Genomic DNA, 16,299 nt, shown 5'->3' on the forward strand with positions numbered 1-16,299 from the left:
CTGTAGTCAAATGCGGGGGAGTACCTCCCCCGCTATTTAATGTTTAGTCAACTGTGTGCATCTTAGTGAGTGGTGTGGAAAGTGCGTTTTGGCCATTCCATCCCGTCCAGACAAACACATCAACTTGGTAAGTGCCCTTTTTCAGTTCAGCAAATCCAGAAGACAAGTTAATGGTCTTCACAAACTCGTTGCCTGCTACTCTTGCAGTTGTGATGTTGACCACTTTACCCGCGCCATCTTTAACTTGTACAATCAGCATCACTTGACTCTCTACATCACTGAGTTTTTCAATACCGGCTGCAATCACAGTGCCGCCCATTTCGTTGGAAATGGTCACATCTGTAATTTTCACAGGGTAGTTGTAAACAGTAAATGTCTTGCGCACCTCGACTTCTACAATCGTCGGCGTCTTCTCTGCTGGAGTTTCCTCTACTGGAGTTTCCTCTGCCGGAGTCTCCTCTGCTGGAGTCTCTTCTGCCGGAGTTTCCTCTGCTGGAGTCTCCTCTGCCGGAGTCTCCTCTGCTGGAGTTTCCTCTACCGGAGTTTCCTCTGCTGGAGTTTCCTCTGCTGGAGTTTCCTCTGCTGGAGTTTCCTCTGCTGGAGTTTCCTCTGCTGGAGTTTCCTCTGCCGGAGTTTCCTCTGCTAAGGTCTCTTCAATCACAGGTACTTGTGGCACTGCTTCTTCAGCTGCATTTAATGCATCTTCCAAAGAAGGGCTTTCCTCAGAGTCACCTGTTGATTCTTCCAACTCTGTTGCAGAATCAACTGCGTCTTCAATCACCGATTGATCGGTATTTTCTTCTTCTACTTTTGTTTCTGTAAAATCAACCACTGGTACTTCGATACCTTCATAGCTCGCTTTAACGACGACTTCAAAATCACCTGAGAGCTTGTTTGAAAGTTCTGGTGACCACGATGCGTTGAACTCAATACCTTGAGAAGTGAATTCTTCTACACGGTTGCCCAATGCGTCGTTGATTACTACATGCCAGTCTACTGGGCGATCTGATGACGCTGCAATTTGAACCGGTCTGTCACTGCTGACGTTTTTATCAGGTGCCATAGTCAACAACACTTTAGGTTTTGAATTGTCTGTCCCCTCTAAGTTTCTGTGAACTTTGTATTCTTTGATCGTTGTGTTGCCTGCTTCATCTGATGCTTCAATTAAGATGATGTTGTTGCCGTACTCTAGAGGCACATGGTAGTTGTCCATTGTATAGACAATTGGTGCACCTGGTGTTTTAACTTCTGTGTAGTCAATGCTTTCGTTAAAGAGCAAGCTGCCGTTGACTTTTACCGTCAATCCGGTGTAATTGTCTTCAAAGACACCTGAGAGCGGTATGGAATCAACTGTGCTGGCTACGACAGAGACACTTGGCTCTTGTGTCATTTCAATAGTCGGTGGTGTCGCATCCACAGCGAACTTACGCTCAAACTCAGTTGTCAAGTTGGCAAAATCAGTGGCTTGGACTTTCACGCTGTGGAAACCGTCTTCAAAAGTATCCGCACTGTTAAATACAAACTCGCCTTCAATAGCAGGTTCTTCTTCAATAGGCTTATAAGGATTAAACGTTGCTTGTTTCCCATTGACAAAGACTTCTTTTATATCGAGGTTGTCTGTAACACGTCCCACAAACTCAATGTAGTTAGAATTGTGTAAAGACATTGGCGCAGGTTTCATAACACCTTTTACAAATACCGGTGCCTCCGTGTCGCCGATAACTAACGTGCTTTCGGTAACATGACCTGCATAATCTTCTGCACCGTACACCACTTTTGCCCCGTTGTCTAACTTGCCGTTCAGGTCAAACTCACCCGTTCTAGAACGCATGAGCTCCCCATCAATTAAAACAAGATATTGGTCGATGCCGTCGGCATCTGTGGCTTCAAACGTTAAAAGACCTGTTGCTTCATCATAAGTTGCTGCACTGATTTCCGGTGCTGTCATATCCACATATACCGGAATACGGCTCACTTGCCATTCGGCATCTGGGTAGTCAATGCGAGATTTCACCTCGTATAAATATTCCCCTTCTTTTATGGTGTTGTTAATTTTGCCGTCCCATAGCCAAGTCATTTCTGAAGTGAAAATTGGGTTATCAGGGTTTGAGTCATAGTAATTCTTTCTTAAATACGAATCGGCTGCTAGGCGTCTCACCACGTTGCCTTCCATATCTAAAATATTCACTTCCACCTCTTTGGCGTTTCTGAGGAATGTCATCAACGCTCTCGCGTGGTTTTGATTGTCTGCTGTCGGATCGATGGCGAGGGTCTCTCTATCCGGTACATTGACGACTTTCCCATTTTCATCAACGTGGTCAAAACGATAGCCTAAGAAATTGAGGAAGCCTCCATCATCATACACCAATGCATTGACCATACCGTAGTGTTGCGGTGCACTCTCAGGATTCGCCACATCGTAGTTCCAAGTATCGGTAATAGGCGCGTCATCCCACTCGCCGTAGAAGCCCATGTAAGGCAAACCGATAGACGGTTCGTTTTCAGCGACGTCGTCTAGCCTGATAAAGCCTTCTACAAAGCCGCCGTTCGGGAACAATTCGCCCAGCGGCAAGTTGTTGGCCCAATCTACTGCATTGGAAAGATCGATGGTCACATCGATAACTTTTGACTCCCCGTCTTTAAGGGTGATTTCATCGACAATTTCACCATTGTGTCTAAATGTAATTGGATAGTTGCCAAGACCGAGATCGCCTTCCAACGTGTCCTTGTCGAAAATCGCTTGCGGTTCGTTTAATATCATGCCCTGAACAGAAAGATCCGTTTCCACTGTACCGGACAATTTGAAGGTCACTTCATTGTAGTAGTCGGCAAAATTGACAACTTCGACTTGGAAATTGGTCACATCGCCGATTTCTTTAAGATTGACTTTGCTGACACCGGTGAGTGGGTTCACGACGATGGATCTCGACCGCGTTGCACCTACGAGGTTCATCATACCGGCACCTTGTCTTCTTGGAGACGTGTAGTTGCCAAGCCCCAATTGTGCATTGTATTTCTCTTTACTGACATCTGGAATAGCTGTTGACATCAGTAGGTTCTTCATCAGTCTATAACGGTCTTGTCCCGTATAGGCTTCACCGTACTCAGTTGTAATTTTTTGAGCAACCAGCGCCGCACCACCTGCTACATGAGGTGCCGCCATAGACGTACCGCTCATTGTATCGTAAGAACCGTCCATCATCGTCGAGTAGATTTTACCACCTGGCGCTGTAATCTCCGGTTTAAAATCTAAGTTCGGTGTAACGCCCCAAGATGTAAAGCTTGAGAATTTTCCGGCATCGGTGTTGACGATGGTCGTGTCCCCACCGGTAAATTCTAAGATTTTTTCACCTTCAAAGTCTTTCATAGCCAGACCCGGATTAATGCCCGTGAAAACAGCCGGAATTTTGATTTTGTCTGCGTCGTCACCGTAAGACATGCCCATAATTTCGTCGCCGCCGGCCGCACTGTTAAAGACGATTATGCCAATGGCGCCTTTGGTTTGGGCATTTAAAATTTTCTTAGAAAAGTTCATACTACCGCGTTGAATTAAAGCGACTTTGCCTTCGAGTTCAACGCCTTCAAAATCGTTTTGAAGCGATTCGTCCACCTCTGTGGTCGGGTCGTCTTTCAGATCCCCTGGAAGAGCGCCGATGCCACAATAGGCATAAGCCGGTTTCTGTCCTGCAAATACTACTGCAGGGTCTATATCTCCACTTTTCATATAAGGGACGATGTTTTCAGCATCGTCGCCAAAAATCAGTTCTTTAACTTTTCGGTGTGTATTTTCAAATGAAGCAACAGAGAGTGTCTCCGGGTTGAGCGAAGGCGAGCCCACCACACCGATATCCGGGTTGGCAGCCAGCGGGTTGGCTTTTGCCGGGTGACCAGAGCCAAATCTATCGGAGTTCCCCGCAGAAACGACGACGAGAACGCCGCTGTTTGACGCATTTTTAATGGCCATACGTGCGGGGTCGTATGCTTCTTCAATCAAGAAGCTCGCAGTAGAACCCAAACTCATATTGATGGCATCTGCTCCGAGGACGAGTGCGTCTTCTATAGCTCTAACATAAATGTCTGAGTAAGTGTAAGGATAGTCCGGATCGTCTCCAAAAACTTTCATTCCAAGGATTTGCGCTTCCGGTGCAACCCCTTTTAAAGTCCCATTAGCACCTACTGTGCCAGATACGTGCATACCGTGATCGTTGTCCCCAGTTACGTGGTCGGTATTGTCGTAGTAATTGTATGCATAAGGTACCTTGTGGTTGTACCATTTACCCGGTAACCCCTCCGGCAGCTGCGTCGGTCTCTTATAGCGTGCGCGCTCAGGGTTGGTAATCTTCTGCATATCTTGATGACCTGGGTAAATCCCCGAGTCGATAACCGCTATAACGGTGTTTTCACCTTTGTAACCGTAAGACCAGACACTCGGCGACTCTACCATATCGTTGCTGGTTTCCATAAGCGGTTCCGGCAAGTAGTACTTTTGAGAAATGGTCACGCGCTTGACATTTGAAAGGCCCTCGATTACTTTGGCATTTCGTACAGATGTCGTTGCACTAAACCCGTTGAAGACATTGATGAACTCATAGTGATAATCGATATCCATGCCGAGTGTTTCGATTTCACTTCGCGTTGATTTCTGCTCCGCTACCAAAGCTTCTGCGGCATTTGCTTGAACTTCATAATCCAGCTCTTCAAGCAAAACCCCTTCTTTGATGGCATGAGAAACAACAGGTTCTTCTTCAAATTCAACGACGATTCTCACTTTGTCGTCATACTGAAGCCCGTAAAGCGCTGCTTCAGCTTCAATACCTTCGTACTGCTGTGTTTCATCCAAGACTGACTGAATAGAAACACCTTCGATATCCTGTGCCATTGCAAATCCAAATTGGCTCAAAATCATCGTCAGTACCAAGGCAACCGATAATAATTTTCTGTAATTCAATGCTTCCCCTCCTTGTTTGAAAACTGTAGGCCATTAAATATGTAAGATGATATTCTTACACTTCAAATGTTAACACATTTTCATACAAAGCGGTAGGGTTTAATTTTATGCAATTTATATTAATAAAGGTTCATATTTAAAATAATATTATTTATTTTATGTAATTTTTAATGTTTTGCCTGATAAATTACGGATAATGCAGTATATTATTGTATATAATTAATTAATTTTCACTATAGATTTTATTAAATGCATACAAACATCCTATTGCTATTTTTTTACTCATTAATTGTTTTGTTGTTATATTTTTTAGCGCATAGAATATTTAAAGAAGAACATTCGCGAGAGCGCTTTGGGCTCAAGGCTTGTTGTCAAACAACATTTGTTACGCTTTTAGCGCATCAAAACGCCTTTCGCTGACGCGTTCTCGCGTTGAACATTCGCGAGAGCGCTTTGGGCTCAAGGCTTGTTGTCAAAATAAAAAAAACCGGCTTTTCAGCCGGTTTATCGCTTATAGATACGGTTCAATTAAACCGAAGTCACCATCTTTTCTCTTGTAGACCACATTGACTTCCTCTGTCTCCCCATTGAGGAAAACAAAGAAATCGTGTCCGAGCAAGTCCATTTGTAAAACAGCCTCTTCGGGATGCATCGGTTTAATACCGAAGCGTTTGGTTTTAACAATTGTCGCTTCGTCTGATTTTATTTCTTCTACAGGAATATTCTCAAAACGAATGGAGTCAGATGAATGGAATTTCTTTTCAATTTTACTCTTGTGCTTTTTCATCTGTCTCGCGATTTTGTCGATTGCTTCATCAATAGAACTGTACATGTCGTCTGTTCTCGCCTCGGCTCTGAAAATGGTGTCGTTTTTAAGTGGGATCATCACCTCCACGATGTGATTGCCTTTTTGTACACTAAAGGTTGCGTGTGCTTCCACGTCGCTCTTAAAGAATTTATCAAACTTTTCAAGCTTGCGTTCAACTTGTTCTCTAATAGCATCCGTAATTACTAGGTTTCTTCCAGTCACTGTTACTTTCATATGCTCAACCCCTTTTCTTTTGATATCTTTAGTATACCCATCCTATTGGGTTTCTAACCCCATAAAACAAAAATTACTTTTTCTTATCATAAGTTTTTTCAACGCGCGCCTTAAAGCGATTTTGACGCTTCTCATCTTCCAGCTGCTGTCTGGCTTCGCCGTAAGATTTGCGGTATCGAGCCCACTTTTCAGTGTGAATCGCAATTTGATCGATGTGCTTCTGAGCGGTTTTCAGCCCTTTGAGTTCATGGGGAATCCGCTCGTCGAGTTCGTCAAAACTCTCGATTTTGAGCACTTTGTAAAGCCGGTTCAAAGCCACTAAAAATTGTCGATCTATGGTTTCTGACCTCTGGAGACGTTTTTCAATTGTATCGACAATGGAAGCTCTCAACGCCTGATCGGTCTCCTGCGTCAGCGCTTCTGCCAAGTAGGCAATGGCTTCGTAATGCCTTCGCTTTTCTTCAAGCAACGCATTGACTGCTTCTACTAGTGCTTCGGTCTCCATCTGGCCTCTCTCCTCTCTACGAGAAAAACGCCAGCAGACACTGGCGTTTTCGTGCTTTTAAAGTTTAATATCGACGTTGCCACCTAAATGCGGCGTTACAGATTGCTCCATCGCCTTGACAATAGCGCCTACAGATTGTGCGTCTTGATGCATTGTCTTTTGAAGCAACGACAAGTTCAGCGCCTGTTTAATACTCGTCAGATTTTGCATCTGATATGAGGATAAACTGATGTTCATAATGACCTCGCTTTCTTATAAAATGTTATATACCCTATTACAAAGGCATCTAACCTTTAATATTAAAAGCATTCTTCCAAGTGTCTCTGAAACCCTCTGCCATTTCTAAAGCTTCCTCGTAAATCGCCTTATTTTTTTCGACATTGGCAATGAGCAACCGGTGACCGACGTACTCGTACAGGTTGTCGAGGTTTTGGCTCATCTCGATGTCCATGTTCAAAGTGCTTCTGAGCTCATCGAGTATCGCCTGTGCACGCTGTGTGTTTTCATTGACTTTTTGAATGTCTTTTTGTTCTAAAAAGAGCATGGCTTTTTTGATGAATTTTACAAGTCCTTCGTACAGCATATAAGTTAACTCTTCAGGCTTAGCCGCCATAACGCGGCCTTCTAAATACTGATCCATCTTCTGTCCAGAAGCTTGCATCCTATGCGATACACCGCTCCCCACAGTTCTAACAGCCGCATGACTCTTAGGTTTCGAATAGTTGTATGGGTTAATGATTGCCATGATGTCCTCCTACCTATTTCTTGTCGTCAAATCTATAGCCCTGGTTTTGAAGTACCGCTTGACCGCTGTACTGGTTAAAGGCTTTTTTGTTTTGACTCAATTCACGTTTCTTGATTTTGAATTTGTGCCACTCGCGCTCTTCGTCTTCACGCCATTGCTTGAGCAATGCCTCGCAACTGCGTTCGAGCTCTTGAAAGCGCTCTAAAAGTGCTTTTTCTTCTTTGCTGAGTGCACTGTTGTCTAATAGGGCTAGGCCATCTATCGTTTGTTGCCTTTGTTCAATAACCGTTTCCACAACATCTAGAGCATTGGCTTCAAGTGCGTTTTTGAGAAGTTCTGTTTCATTTAAAAGGCGGTCCAGCAATGCCTTGCGCTCATTCAATTTATTGACCTCCTACGCCCATCATGCCCAGTACTGAAGCCGACTGGTTTTGCATTTCCGATAGAGCACTTTCCATACGCGCAAACTTTTGATAGTAGTAACTTTCTCGGTTGGTCAAGTACCGTTCGAGATCTGTTATGCGCTTTTCGTAATTGTCCAAACTTTTTGAGATGATATTTTGAGTAAACGACACATCTTTTTCAATTCCGGCCTTCTCAATCAAAATCCCCTTCTTGTCGTCGTTCCCCCTTGTGGTGCGGACATAATCTTTTAGAATATCGTCTAAGCGGTTGCCGATGCCGTTTTCAGTGTACCGTTGCTTGGCATCTGCCGGTTCTCCATATTTAAGGTCCGACGATTTGGTAAAGAGTTTAACCACTTCGTCAAAATTGTTTTCAAGTTGTGCGTTCAGTTTTGTTTCATCGATGCTTAAAATGCCTTTGTCTTCATAGCTGGTTGTGGAGATGCCGATATCGTTCATCGTAAGACCGACGCCTTCGATTGGAGCAATTATCGCCGAGCGGAGTTGAGTCACAAAGGACTCCAGCTCACTGGAACCTCTCAAAGTACCAGATTTGGCCTTTTCTTCCCAAAGTTCAATCTCTTTATCACTCATCGCCTCCCGCTGTTCAGAAGTCAACGGTTTATAGTCTCTGTAACGTTTTTCAGATACTTTGGTGTTGAGTTCAGCTACGATTTCATTGTAGTCTTTGATAAACGCCTTTATGTGGCTCACCAATTCTTCTTTATTGGTCTTGGCTTCAATTTTAATAGGGTCTTCTGTCCCGCTGGTGTTGTAGGTTTCCTTCAACGTGTAATTAATGCCGTCTAGTGAAAACGCGTTTTTACTTTGGATGACTTCGACGCCGTTAATGGTGAGTTTGGCATTTTGACCGAGATGTCTGTTGGCATGTGCCGTATCGGTGACGTCGAATCCAAGTAACTCTTGAAATGCCCCTGCAGTGGTTGCGTCTGACAAGTCTAAGTTATTTGCCGACCCCTCCTCAGTGGCTTCCAGTTTAAACGTCTGAGACAATTTATTGAAAGAGAGTTTCATCCCCAAATCGCTCTTGTTGACCTTATCCATCATATCTTCAAGGGTGTCGGTATCGTTAATGGTCACTGTTTGCCCCCTTGCGGTTAACGTCTTGCCGCCACTCCAACCAAAGAGTTCCGAGACGCTCTTGGTTAAATAATCCTCATTGGAGTCGCCGGATTCTAATCCGAGGGCGGTGAAACTTACGGCGTCGCCGCCCGAGATAAGGGTGGTAACGCGTTGACCCGGCATGTCGAAGTTTAAGCTGTTACCCTCTAAAGAGACGACATTGCTGTAGTCTGCGCCGAAATCGGATTCAATTTTGGTGTTGAGGGCGTCTTTTAAATCGCTCACACTGCCCATGGCTTGTATTTCGGCATCGGTAACGGTAATGGCCTTAATATTGCTCCCGATGGCCAACACAAACTTTAAATCTTGCCCGCCGAGTTCGGCTTTGAAGGCGTTAAAATCCGATAAGTCCTTTGTCTTAACACCGCTGAGTTTATTCACCATGCCGTCGAGTGTGTCTTTTGTCGCAAGCTGAGAAACCTTGTCCACAGTGACATTCAAATCCGACGCATTGGCGGAGGCGGTGATACTAAGCGCGTTGTTTTCAACGCCACCTGATGTGACGCTGTAGGTAAACTTTGAAAAACTCGTCGCCGAAGTCATGTTTTGGCTTGAGTTTAAGATATCAAAATATTTGTTGTGAAAGCCTTGAACCTTTTTGATAATGTTTCTAAAAGATTCCTGTTTCCAGTTGGTCCAGTCGCGCTCTTGCTTGACTTTATCGACTTTCATACGTTCAACTCTCATAAGGTCTTTGACCATTTGGTCGGTGTCCATCCCTGACATCAGTCCAGTAATTCTTAAATTAGACATTTAATCACTTCCTTTGCTCTTATGCCTTTTCATCGACAAATAAACCGGCCAATTCCCACATCTTCGCAATCATGTCTTGAATTTTTCTCGGCGGGAATTCTTGAATCACTTCGTCGGTAACGGTATCGCGTACGGTGTACATGACGGTTTTGGTCACTTCGTGCACCGAACGGTCGATGCGCCTATGGTACAACTCGAGAGATTTATTGGCCTGTGCCACTGATTTTCTCAGCATCTCTTCATTCATCACTTCGTGAATTTCTTTATCCGGTTCGTCCATTCTCTTAGTGTCTAGCGTTTCTTTTTCAAGGGGTCTTTGGTTCTTAATCGGTTCGAATTCTTTTACTTTCTCAAATTTATTCACTTGGGCCGGCACATTGCCCACTTGGTTGATTTTCATACTGAACGCTCCCTTCCTTGACTTTATATTATACTTATCGGCAAGTCCTTTGCCGAACTTAAGAAATTAATAGACTATTCTACATGTTCCCATTGCAAAGGCGTCCCTCTTTTGAGATCGGTTCTACTCTTGCGCTTGAGTACGTTGTGATACTGCGCGGGATCCATGCCGTTGCCCGGTCTGATTGATCGGATATTTTCAGCTGTAAACGCCTCGCCTGCCTTGATATCTTGAACGACGTAGAGCGACCGGCCGAGCACTTTGCTTTGAAGCTTCTTCGGCGTCATGGCGTAATCGACTTTTCCCAAAGCGCTTTCGGCCTCGCGTATTGCCGTAACCATATGAGAAAAAGCCTCCGGGTCCAACGAAAAGGAGGCGTCCGGCCCGCCAATTGATCGGTCCAATATAAAATGCTTTTCCACCACACTGGCGCCGAGTGCAACAGACGCCACCGGCACGGTTATGCCGAGGGTATGGTCGGACAACCCCACTTCCACACCAAAAGTCTCTCTCATGTTGGGAATGGTGCGCAAGTTGGCGTCTTCTATTTTGGAAGGGTAGGAAGAGGTACATTTGAGTAAGACGATGTCGTCGTTCCCACAATTTCTGCACGCGGCTACAGCCCGTTCAATAGCCGCCAAATCCGCAATGCCCGTGGATAAAATCATCGGCTTGCCTTTGGAAGCCATGTATTCAATCAAAGGAATATCATAGATTTCAAAGGAAGCGACTTTGTAGGCGGGGACCTCTAAAGTTTCGAGGAAGTCCACTGCCGTTCGGTCAAAGGGCGATGAAAAACAAATGAGTCCGAGGGATTCAGCATACGCTTTTAGCGACCCTTGCCACGCCCACGGGGTATACGCTTCGCTGTACAGCTCATAAAGTGTTTTACCGTCCCATATCGTCCCACTGCTCAAAACGAAATTTGGGTTGTCACAATCGATGGTCAAGGTATCGGCTGTGTAAGTTTGAAGCTTAATGGCGTCTGCACCACAAGCTTTTGCCGCCTCTATGGTTTTCCTTGCAATTTCTATATCGTGTCCGTGATTGGCAGAGAGTTCCGCTATTATAAACGTTTTTTCTCCCGCGCCAATTTTTCTATTGCCTATCTGCATAAACGCTCCTCATATCCTTTAATCACATAGACGGTTCTCAGCATTCAAAAGCATTCACTTTCAGCAAAGCGTCCGTACAACGAACAAAATACTCATCGCCAATCTGTGTTACGACGCCGATTGGCAATACGTGTGACGCCTGCGTAACTTCGAGTCTGTGTATCGTCATTTTCCTGCCGTCGGACAAATAGCAATACGCCCCCGGATAAGGCGGTGCTTGAGCTCTGACGAAGTTCACGACCTCAGCTGCTGGCTTTCTAAAGTCTATATACCCCATGTCCGGTGTGCGCTTACCGTAATAGCTCGCCTGCGCCTCGTCTTGCACTTGTAGCGATGCGCCGATTTCCAACCGCTCAATTGCTTCTAATACAAGTGCCGGATAAATCTTTTCAAACTTCTTAAGCATTGTATAGCCCGTGTCTTCAGGAGCTATCGGGACAGCTCTTTGACAAATAATCGCCCCTGCATCCACCACCTCGTCGAGAAGGTGGCAAGTGACCCCACTCTCCGGTTCTCCGTTGATAATACTCCACACATGCGGCGTACGCCCCCTGTATGCAGGTAGGAGCGCACCGTGAATGTTAAAAGCGTACGCCGCGTAGGCGTAAAGCGCTTTTGGGATAATGTACCGATAATTGACACTGATGATGTACTGCGGCTCAATATCTTGTATCCACGCTCTATAAAAGTCCAGTTGCTTTCTCGCATCGTCAAAGGTGTAGGGGATGCTTAATTTTTGGGCGATACTTTCGACCCCGCCATCTTCTCCACCTCGATGCGTAAAGACGTAGACGACTTCGCAACCTTTTTTTAACAAGCGCTCCAAACAGAGTGCTCCCAATTTTCCATATCCAAAAAAAACAACTTTCGACATTATAGTCCTTTCTGCCATAAAGCCTCTACAATGCGCTGTGCACCGCATCCGTCGATGACGCCGCGGTAGAGTTCAGAGAGGCGTTGTCTAAGTGCAGGTGTGCAGTACGCTCTAAAAGCAGCCTCCAATGCACTCTCGAAGTCAGGGGCATTGCAGTTTAAAACCCAGTGGTTGGGGTCTGTCATTAAAATGCCTCGAATATTGGCCTGTTGATTGTCTGCCACTTGAATCGGAATAAACGGCGTCTGCGTGGCCATCAGTTCAAAAACAGTTTGTCCGGCTGCCGACAGCGCAAAGTCACAGCTGAGCATCTGCGCCTTCATTTCTTCCGCAGACAAATTGCAATGGCCATAGGCATTGGCTACTTCCACCGGCAACGTGCCGCCTCCTATAACAAAGTGAAATTCTATTTCAGGAAAGCGTTTGACGACGCCGTCCAGTAGGCGCGGTATGAGATTTTGACTGTCTGTCCCCCCCATCATCACTAAGACGCGATGGGCGACACGCTTTGTCTTTACTCGATTCACCCCTACAAACGGCCGCCTGAGAATAATATACGCCTGTCCCGTCAGAACCGTTTTGGGTGGTGGGGCCTTTGAGAGAAACGGCTGTACAACCGTGCCTTTCGGATAGGGCAACCGGTTGTAATCGTCTATAAAGAAAACGGCTTTGGCCCTATCGGAAAAGGCTTTCAAAACCGAGGCATCTGCCAGATACGAGTCCACAATGCAAAGAGAGTGCTCGTCGACTTCACGCTCGATATACGCCTGAGAGCGCCACTGGGCATGGGTTATCTGGGGGCCCTTTAAAAAGGCCACGTCTGTTGCATCACCTTGATAAGTCAGATGTACTTCCCGCTTTTGCCTCAGCGCTTCCTCATACAGTGAATAACACCGCGAAAGATGTCCGAGACCAATGGCTCGACCGCCTTCAGTAAAAATTTGTATCCGCATGACGCTATCGCCTATAATGATGCAAAACTTTTTTAACTGCCGCCACCACGTCGTCGACATCGGCGTCTTGCATCTGAGGGTACAGCGGCAGTGTAATTAACGTCTCGTAAAAAGCTTCTGCGTTTGGACAAAGGCCTTTTTGGTACCCCAACGCTTCGTAGTAGGGGTGGTAATAAATAGGGATATAGTGAACGTTAACGCCGATGTTTTCCGCTCTTAGCGCTTCAAAAATGGCTCTTCTGTCCACTGACAACGCATCGAGGTGCAACCGGATCACATACAAGTGCCAGCCGGAGTTCGAATACGTTTCTTCAAAAGGCGTCGTCAGCGTCTCCTCGCCCTTAAAGGCCGCATTGTAGCGTTTAACAAGCTCTCTTCTACGCTCAATAAAGGCGTCTACTTTACGCATCTGACTGATGCCCAGGGCACATTGGATATCGGTAATTCTGTAATTGTACCCCAGTGCCTGTTGCTCATAATACCACGGCCCTTCACGGCGTACCAATTTTTCAGGTGCTCTCGTGATGCCGTGTGCTCTTAGCAGGAGAAGCTTTTCATAAAGCGCGGGATCGTCAGTGGTAATCATGCCGCCCTCACCGGTGGTTATGGTCTTTACCGGATGAAAACTCAGTGTGGTCATTGTGGCCAACGCACCGACTTTACGGTCTTTATAAACGCTGCCGAGGGCATGGGCACCGTCCTCAATAACAGCGAGGCCGTGCTTTGCCGCTATGGCATTAATCCGATCCATATCTGCTGCTTGACCTGTGAAAGCAACTGGGATGATGGCTTTTGTTTTAGAAGTGATCTTTCGAGCGACGTCTTCGGGATCGATGTTTCCCGTTTGAGGATCGATGTCGGCAAATACCGGGGTTCCCCCCACGTATAAGACGCAGTTCGCAGTGGCTGCAAAAGACATCGGGCTCACAATCACCTCGTCGCCCGCTCCAATCTCCGCCGCCAAACACGCCAAGTGAAGGGCAGCGGTTCCGTTGGATACAGCTACGGCATATCGCGCGCCTACATAGGCCGACACGCAAGTCTCGAAGGCTTCAACCTTCGGTCCCGTCGTTAAAAAATCAGAGGTCAGTGCAGCGACAACCGATTCTATATCTTCGGCGTCTATGGCCTGCTTCCCATAAGGTAGCATCGCCGTGCGCACGGGTTCTCCGCCCAAGTAGGCGAGCTTATTCTTGTTCTCCATAAATCACCTCTACAACTCTAGCGCAGCTATGCGCTCACGCAGTTCTTCAACAGACAGCCACACCGTGTTGGTACCGGAGTTGTATTCCCAGCCCTCTTCTATAGCCACGCCACCGGGCTTAAAACTGTTCTCCTTTTGCCACCAGGAAAAGTTCGGATAGATGACGTAATGGTCGCCGTAATCGTAAGTCAATCTCGAATCGTCGCTTGTAATCATACATTCGTGAATTTTCTCGCCTTCTCGAATGCCCACAATTTTTATGTCGCCAGTTGGGTTAATGGCTTCTGCCACGTCCTGAACTTTGTACGATGGGTTTTTAAACACATAGGTCTCCCCGCCCTTTGACTCCTCTAGCGCCTTTAAAACCAATCTAACAGCATCGTCCAACGTCATCCAAAAACGCGTCATCCGAGCGTCTGTAATCGGTAGAACCGTTTCGCCCTTTTCTACCAGCGATTTGAAAAAGGGAATCACAGAGCCGCGACTGCCGGAGACATTGCCATACCGCACAACTGAAAACAAGGTGCCTTCAGCGCCGGCATATGCGTTGGCCGAAACGAACAGTTTGTCAGAGACGAGCTTGGTGCCACCGTAGAGGTTGATTGGGTTGACGGCCTTATCTGTCGAAAGCGCGACGACTTTATCAACCCCCCTGTCCAGTGCGGCATCGATGACATTGTGCGCCCCGTGTATGTTCGTCTTTACCGCTTCAAAAGGGTTGTACTCACAAGCGGGCACTTGCTTCATCGCAGCGGCGTGAACGACATAATTCACCTCTTTTAAAGCGCGGTACAAGCGGTCCTTGTCCCTCACATCGCCGATAAAAAAGCGCAGTCGTGACATTTGATCGGCACTGAGGTCTTTAGAGAGCTCATTTTTCATCATGTATTGTTTAAACTCGTCTCTCGAATAGACGATTACCCGTCTCGGCGTATAGGCACTAAAAACTGCCTTGACAAAACGCTTTCCAAAAGAACCGGTGCCGCCTGTTATTAATATCGATTTATCGTTTAACATACCTTACTCCTCATTTGGAATTTCCATAAAAAGATCCATGTAGTTTTTGTGGTGAATTACAACTCGACTAAAAGTCTGTATCGTCTTGAGCACCAACGCATCGTCCAGTTTCTTATGATGCGAGGAGACGCCGACCAAATGCATTTTTAAAACGGTGTAGAGCATTGACAGCATCCTGTAAGACACTGACGGAGAATTGAGCTTTGCAAACGGGTAAAGTTCTTTAAACACTTCATTGACTAAATAGTTTTCCAAAATGTATTCTCGCGTCTCAAAGTACGTTTTATAGTAGCTGTCATAAGCGTTAAAGTACAGCCCTTTCGACCTTTCATCGTCGGCGTTTTCAATTTCCAGTCCCTTGTATAGGTCGATAACACATTCGAAATACCGCTCACTTGGGAAATTCTTGAGGACATCCACTTGAACAATTTGGCCAATGAGTGTTCCCGGGTAGTGTACTTGTGTTTGCTCGCCAATAGCGGCCTTCATTCCCGTGACATCGTCAAAAAGCGATTGGCAGTTTTCAATGACTTGAGGCACCAGACGGCATTCTGTCGTCTGCGTGAGCTTGTTAATGAAATAGCCTAGCAGAATCATGCGCTCATCTAGCGTATACCTTCTGTCTTGAAGCAAGCTGATGGTGAAAATCCTCAGTTCCCACAAATAGTATTTCAAATCCGTCTCGGGATCAAAATCATCCACACCGCCTACAATATACGTAAAGGGAACGTCGCGCTCAAAGGTCACTTGTTCGGACACAAACGCCATCGGTTCAGAATCAAAGAGCATTTTGCGCCCCACTTCCGGACAAGAAGGGGACAAAACGGCTTCTACCCGATTGTCTACCTGCTTGAAAAGTTTCGGATAAAAATAACATGTGCTGGAAAGCTGTTTCTCTCCCATCTCTTTATGAATGCGACACAGCATATCCTCGCCTAACATCGGACAGGTACCGTCTTTTAATTTAATCGACGCGTAGTTGTGATCGTTTGTCGAATGCTTGTTGCGTTTAATGTGTAGATTAATGTCTTTACAAAGTGTTCCCACCTTGCAATTTCTATAAGATTTAAATGTTTTCTTGTCCACCTCGATGTTCCAACCCTTACAACAGGTCTCTTCACACGCAGGTCCAATACAGGAAAACTGCTTTAAATACGTCGGCATCAAAACCTCGTATACGCGCTGACTCATACGCA

Annotated in this window: 14 protein-coding genes; all 14 read right to left on the reverse strand. The window is 46.0% G+C overall.

Going from position 1 to position 16,299, the window contains the following annotated elements; translation table 11 throughout:
• Positions 1-43: 43 nt before the first annotated feature.
• Positions 44-4,948, reverse strand: coding sequence for a S8 family serine peptidase (locus tag ACR6HW_RS09635; RefSeq protein WP_455727519.1), 4,905 nt, complete (start codon positions 4,946-4,948; stop codon positions 44-46).
• A gap of 511 nt (positions 4,949-5,459) precedes the next feature.
• A complete protein-coding gene (gene hpf, locus ACR6HW_RS09640) occupies positions 5,460-5,990 on the reverse strand; it encodes a ribosome hibernation-promoting factor, HPF/YfiA family (RefSeq protein ID WP_455727520.1) in 531 nt (176 codons plus the stop codon).
• 73 nt (positions 5,991-6,063) lie between these two features.
• Positions 6,064-6,495, reverse strand: coding sequence for a hypothetical protein (locus ACR6HW_RS09645; RefSeq protein WP_455727521.1), 432 nt, complete (start codon positions 6,493-6,495; stop codon positions 6,064-6,066).
• Positions 6,496-6,552: 57 nt separating this feature from the next.
• Positions 6,553-6,732 (reverse strand): YjfB family protein, encoded by a 180-nt coding sequence (locus tag ACR6HW_RS09650; protein WP_455727522.1) that lies wholly within the window; start codon positions 6,730-6,732, stop codon positions 6,553-6,555.
• Positions 6,733-6,781: 49 nt separating this feature from the next.
• On the reverse strand, positions 6,782-7,240 hold the full coding sequence (gene fliS, locus ACR6HW_RS09655; protein ID WP_455727523.1) for a flagellar export chaperone FliS: 459 nt from the start codon (positions 7,238-7,240) through the stop codon (positions 6,782-6,784).
• A 13-nt stretch (positions 7,241-7,253) separates the two neighbouring features.
• Positions 7,254-7,622, reverse strand: a complete 369-nt coding sequence (locus ACR6HW_RS09660) for a hypothetical protein (protein WP_455727524.1) — start codon at positions 7,620-7,622, stop codon at positions 7,254-7,256.
• A gap of 1 nt (position 7,623) precedes the next feature.
• Positions 7,624-9,540, reverse strand: coding sequence for a flagellar filament capping protein FliD (gene fliD / locus ACR6HW_RS09665; protein WP_455727525.1), 1,917 nt, complete (start codon positions 9,538-9,540; stop codon positions 7,624-7,626).
• Positions 9,541-9,559: 19 nt separating this feature from the next.
• Positions 9,560-9,940, reverse strand: coding sequence for a flagellar protein FlaG (locus tag ACR6HW_RS09670; RefSeq protein WP_455727526.1), 381 nt, complete (start codon positions 9,938-9,940; stop codon positions 9,560-9,562).
• A gap of 74 nt (positions 9,941-10,014) precedes the next feature.
• Positions 10,015-11,055, reverse strand: a complete 1,041-nt coding sequence (gene pseI, locus ACR6HW_RS09675) for a pseudaminic acid synthase (protein WP_455727527.1) — start codon at positions 11,053-11,055, stop codon at positions 10,015-10,017.
• Positions 11,056-11,092: 37 nt separating this feature from the next.
• Positions 11,093-11,977: a methionyl-tRNA formyltransferase gene (locus ACR6HW_RS09680; protein ID WP_455727528.1), complete on the reverse strand. Its 885-nt coding sequence runs from the start codon at positions 11,975-11,977 to the stop codon at positions 11,093-11,095.
• On the reverse strand, positions 11,929-12,882 hold the full coding sequence (locus ACR6HW_RS09685; protein ID WP_455727529.1) for a hypothetical protein: 954 nt from the start codon (positions 12,880-12,882) through the stop codon (positions 11,929-11,931). The genes ACR6HW_RS09680 and ACR6HW_RS09685 overlap by 49 nt, the downstream gene beginning before the upstream one ends.
• A 4-nt stretch (positions 12,883-12,886) precedes the next feature.
• The gene (gene pseC / locus ACR6HW_RS09690; RefSeq protein WP_455727530.1) at positions 12,887-14,086 is read right to left on the reverse strand and encodes a UDP-4-amino-4,6-dideoxy-N-acetyl-beta-L-altrosamine transaminase; all 1,200 of its coding nucleotides are present in this window, start codon (positions 14,084-14,086) and stop codon (positions 12,887-12,889) included.
• A gap of 9 nt (positions 14,087-14,095) precedes the next feature.
• Complete coding sequence (pseB, locus tag ACR6HW_RS09695) at positions 14,096-15,103, reverse strand: UDP-N-acetylglucosamine 4,6-dehydratase (inverting) (RefSeq protein WP_455727531.1); 1,008 nt, start codon at positions 15,101-15,103, stop codon at positions 14,096-14,098.
• 3 nt (positions 15,104-15,106) lie between these two features.
• Positions 15,107-16,294: a flagellin lysine-N-methylase gene (gene fliB / locus ACR6HW_RS09700; protein WP_455727532.1), complete on the reverse strand. Its 1,188-nt coding sequence runs from the start codon at positions 16,292-16,294 to the stop codon at positions 15,107-15,109.
• Positions 16,295-16,299 lie beyond the last annotated feature (5 nt).

It is taken from the genome of Fusibacter sp. JL298sf-3 (genome assembly GCF_053842995.1).